Source organism: Aurantimonas sp. C2-5-R2 (assembly GCF_036549495.1).
In the GTDB taxonomy this organism is placed as follows: domain Bacteria; phylum Pseudomonadota; class Alphaproteobacteria; order Rhizobiales; family Rhizobiaceae; genus Aurantimonas; species Aurantimonas coralicida_A.
Map to the genome: position 1 here is coordinate 1 of NZ_JAZHLJ010000160.1, position 3464 is coordinate 3464.

At 62.0% G+C, this 3464-nt stretch carries 4 protein-coding genes and 1 pseudogene; 2 read left to right on the forward strand and 3 right to left on the reverse strand.

Annotated features, from left to right (window positions below; translation table 11 throughout):
- Together VQ044_RS24240 and VQ044_RS24245 are read right to left on the reverse strand one after the other, a co-directional pair.
- Positions 1–441: pseudogene (locus VQ044_RS24240) on the reverse strand (GTP-binding protein); the annotation flags it as partial.
- A gap of 14 nt (positions 442–455) precedes the next feature.
- On the reverse strand, positions 456–803 hold the full coding sequence (locus VQ044_RS24245) for a hypothetical protein (protein WP_331827835.1): 348 nt from the start codon (positions 801–803) through the stop codon (positions 456–458).
- Between the two features lie 523 nt (positions 804–1326).
- Between VQ044_RS24245 and VQ044_RS24250 the strand changes: the two genes are divergently transcribed.
- Positions 1327–2109, forward strand: a complete 783-nt coding sequence (locus VQ044_RS24250) for a GGDEF domain-containing protein (protein ID WP_331827836.1) — start codon at positions 1327–1329, stop codon at positions 2107–2109.
- Positions 2110–2161: 52 nt separating this feature from the next.
- Entirely contained in the window at positions 2162–2512 is a 351-nt protein-coding gene (locus tag VQ044_RS24255; RefSeq protein ID WP_327650291.1) for a TraR/DksA family transcriptional regulator, read from the forward strand.
- Here VQ044_RS24255 and VQ044_RS24260 read toward each other — a convergent pair.
- Positions 2428–3153: a lysophospholipid acyltransferase family protein gene (locus VQ044_RS24260; protein WP_327650290.1), complete on the reverse strand. Its 726-nt coding sequence runs from the start codon at positions 3151–3153 to the stop codon at positions 2428–2430. The genes VQ044_RS24255 and VQ044_RS24260 overlap by 85 nt on opposite strands.
- Between the last annotated feature and the right edge of the window lie 311 nt (positions 3154–3464).

The following is a 3464-nucleotide window of genomic DNA, read 5'->3' on the forward strand; positions in this document are numbered from 1 at the left end:
AGGTGATGATCGGGATGTCGCGCAAGCGGCAGATCTCGAACAGCTTGCGCGTCTGGCTCTCGATGCCCTTGGCCGCGTCGATCACCATGATGGCACTGTCGACGGCGCGGTCAGCGTCCGGTAGGTGTCCTCGGAGAAGTCGCTGTGGCCCGGCGTGTCGAGCAGGTTGAAGGTGATGCCGTCGCGCTCGAAGGTCATCACCGACGAGGTCACCGAGATGCCGCGGCTCTTCTCTATGTCCATCCAGTCGGACTTCGCCCGCCGCCCGTTGCCCTTGGAGCGTACGGCGCCGGCCATCTCGATGGCGCCGCCGGCCAGCAGCAGCTTCTCGGTCAGCGTCGTCTTGCCGGCGTCAGGGTGGGAGATGATCGCGAAGGTGCGACGGGTGGTGTTGCCTGGGCTGTCAGCGTCCGGCGCCGTAACCGTGAAAGCATTGGACATGCGCGCGGGGTTGTTCATCGCTCCGCTTTCCAACCAACGACGAGACTGGGCATCTCGCTCTCGAGGAGGTCAGCGTCGGACTTCGTCCGCGGACGCAAAAATACCGTGCCATTGATGATGTGAATGTCTGCGCGGCCCGTCCCGAACGCCATCAGATAATCTTGGATGGCCCCCATCGTCGCTTCCGAGATGTGCTTGCGCAATCTGTATTGGACCATTGACGGACCGAACCGCAGTTCGCCATCCCGTTCGATCGTCGGGAGGGGAGTGCGCTCGATTGCGCCGCAAACGTCTCCCCCCTCCGGGTCGATGATTTCGCGCCCTAGAACGCTGCCGCCGTTATCCGATTTCTTGTCGCTCATAACGCTTCCTTGCACGAGAAAGAGCAGAGGAAGGCCCTCGACCCGCCAGAGTTACCGGCGGAACGTGGCGCTCGTGATCCGGCATTTCCCTCGCCACCGAACTCGGCGACTGCGGGAAGCTGCCGAAGTCAATGCAAACAGCATCGACGACGAGCACGCTTCCCCACTCTCAGGGAAAGACCGACCACCAATCGGTGTGCGGGGATATCGAAGACCGCGGGATACCGCCCGTCAGCCATCGCTGGAAAGAATATAGAAGGAAATTTCCTTGTTGTGTAGCCCTGCGATCGACCCGCTTGATGCGGCAGATGAGCAAAGGATAATTGGAGAAACCGCTTTAACCGGAAAGTAAGGGTCCAGCCGGTACAATTGATCATGTCGCTCCGAACAGTTGTGAAAACCTGTGGCCTGTCGATGGCTGCGTCCGGGGCGATTATCGCGTTCGGCTGGCTTTCTTTCATTCTCGTCAGCGGCCACGAAGGCTTNTAACCGGAAGGTAAGGGTCCAGCCGGTACAATTGATCATGTCGCTCCGAACAGTTGTGAAAACCTGTGGCCTGTCGATGGCTGCGTCCGGGGCGATTATCGCGTTCGGCTGGCTTTCTTTCATTCTCGTCAGCGGCCACGAAGGCTTCGACAGCCGGTTCCTCCTGCCGCTTGCCGCGGGGTCGCTCGTTTCCCCCTTTTTTCTGTTCCCATGGATCCGGGCCACCCATCGTCTGCAGGATGCACAGCACAATCTCAGGCACATGGCGCGAACGGACATGCTGACAGGCCTTGCCAATCGCTGGGCCTTCTTCGACGAGACCGCTTGCGCCACGGCCGACAAAGACGCCATCCGGGCAATCCTCATGATCGACATCGACTACTTCAAGAAGGTCAACGACACGTACGGCCACGTGGCTGGCGACGATGTTCTTCGGCAGGTGGCCGCGGCGATCGCAAGCACGGTGACCGGTTCCTGCGCGACCCGTCCCGTCATCGCGCGCATGGGCGGCGAGGAATTTTGTGTCGCCTGCGAGATCCCGTCCCGGAACGCGGCATGCGATCTGGCGGCCAGTATCTGCAACGCGGTGCGCATTTCCCCGGTCATGCCGGATCGCGAAACCTGCGTGACTGTCAGCGTCGGCATTGCGTTGTACTCAGACAGTGCCGATCTCGATTCGGCCCTGTCGGCTGCCGACGATGCCGCGTATCAGGCCAAGAACGCCGGCCGCGACAGGTGGTGCATAGCCAGCGACTCGGGCACGCTGGCGTTGCAGCGATTGCCGATGCGAGGCGGCCGTCAGACGGGAGAGGCCGCCTAGCCATCCCAGCGCAGACCCGGCGGCGAAAGCCGACGGACCATGAGGGCATGTCATGTCAGAATTATCCCCCGCCGAGCAGGCGCGAAACGCCAAGTTCCAGCCGCGTCTGGAGGCGGAGCTCGCCGAACTCCTCGAACTGTCGGAAGCCACGACCGATCGCAGAGCCCCCGTGACTCTCGACCAGCAGAGCGTCGGCCGCCTCGCCCGAATGGATGCGATGCAGGTGCAGGCAATGGCGCAGGCGGTCGAGCGGCGCCGCAGGGACCGGATCTACCGCGTGCGGTCCGCGCTGGGGCGGATCGAGGAAGGCGAGTTTGGCTACTGCGTGGAATGCGGCGAGGCGATCGCAGAGGGACGGCTCGACGTCGATCCGGCGTCACATCTTTGCGTCCGCTGCGCGTGAAACGCGGCCGGGCACTCGTTGCGGACCGCGATGCGCCCCGAATGGCTGCATGTCATCCGAAGGCATAATCGGCATCGGACCGGTTGGTCTTGTCGCGTTCCGCACTGACGCTCGTCTCGGCTCGCCTGACGAATTCCGCCGCCGGCAGGCCCGGCTGAAGCAGCGGCGGAACCGAAACCGTAATGGTTCCCGCGCGCTTGTAAGGCAGGGCCGCACCCGGCGCGGCTCTGCTTCAGCATCTTCTTCAGCGAAGTCGAACCCGCTTCCCGATCTATGGTGATCATCGGCGATTTCGCGAGGTACCACGAGACGATCGGAATCTTCAGCAGCTCGTGCTTGGCAACGATCATCACGTCCGGAAACAGAACGAGGAAGGCAAGCGTCTCCCATGGGGATTGGTGGTTCGATACGATCAGGCATGGCCCGTCGGGGACAAGGTCTAGACCATGAACGACATAGTCCAGACCAACGATACCTTTCAGCAGCGCTAATGTGCCACGAACCCAGACCCGGGTTGCCGCCCTGATCGGACGACGAGGGCTACCTAGAATCCACAGTAACGGGATGCCGAAAGCGAAAAGGCATGTCCACAATGCAAATGCCGCATCGAAAAGGTGTGATCGCAATGTTGCGGGTCGCACGCCGTCTCCTCTCTTCGGACAACATCAGGTTTCCGCGCTCGGTGAAGGGGTAATTATGAGGACCCATCCAACCGAGATCTCGCCGGGCTACGGGGTTGCGGCGGTCGCAGCGCAATTTCGTCGGGCAGCTCGGCTGACTGGCCATCCGGCTGCGCGTGGTCGAGACATCGGAACGTCAGGGGTCCCGGCCGCAGATATTGCTCGATACGGCGAACGCACTTGTCAACGGCGGAGTAAAATCCGGCCATTAGGCGGAGCAAAACCAGGCCACTTATGGCACGCACATGAGACCGCCGGGTGGGCGTAGCCCG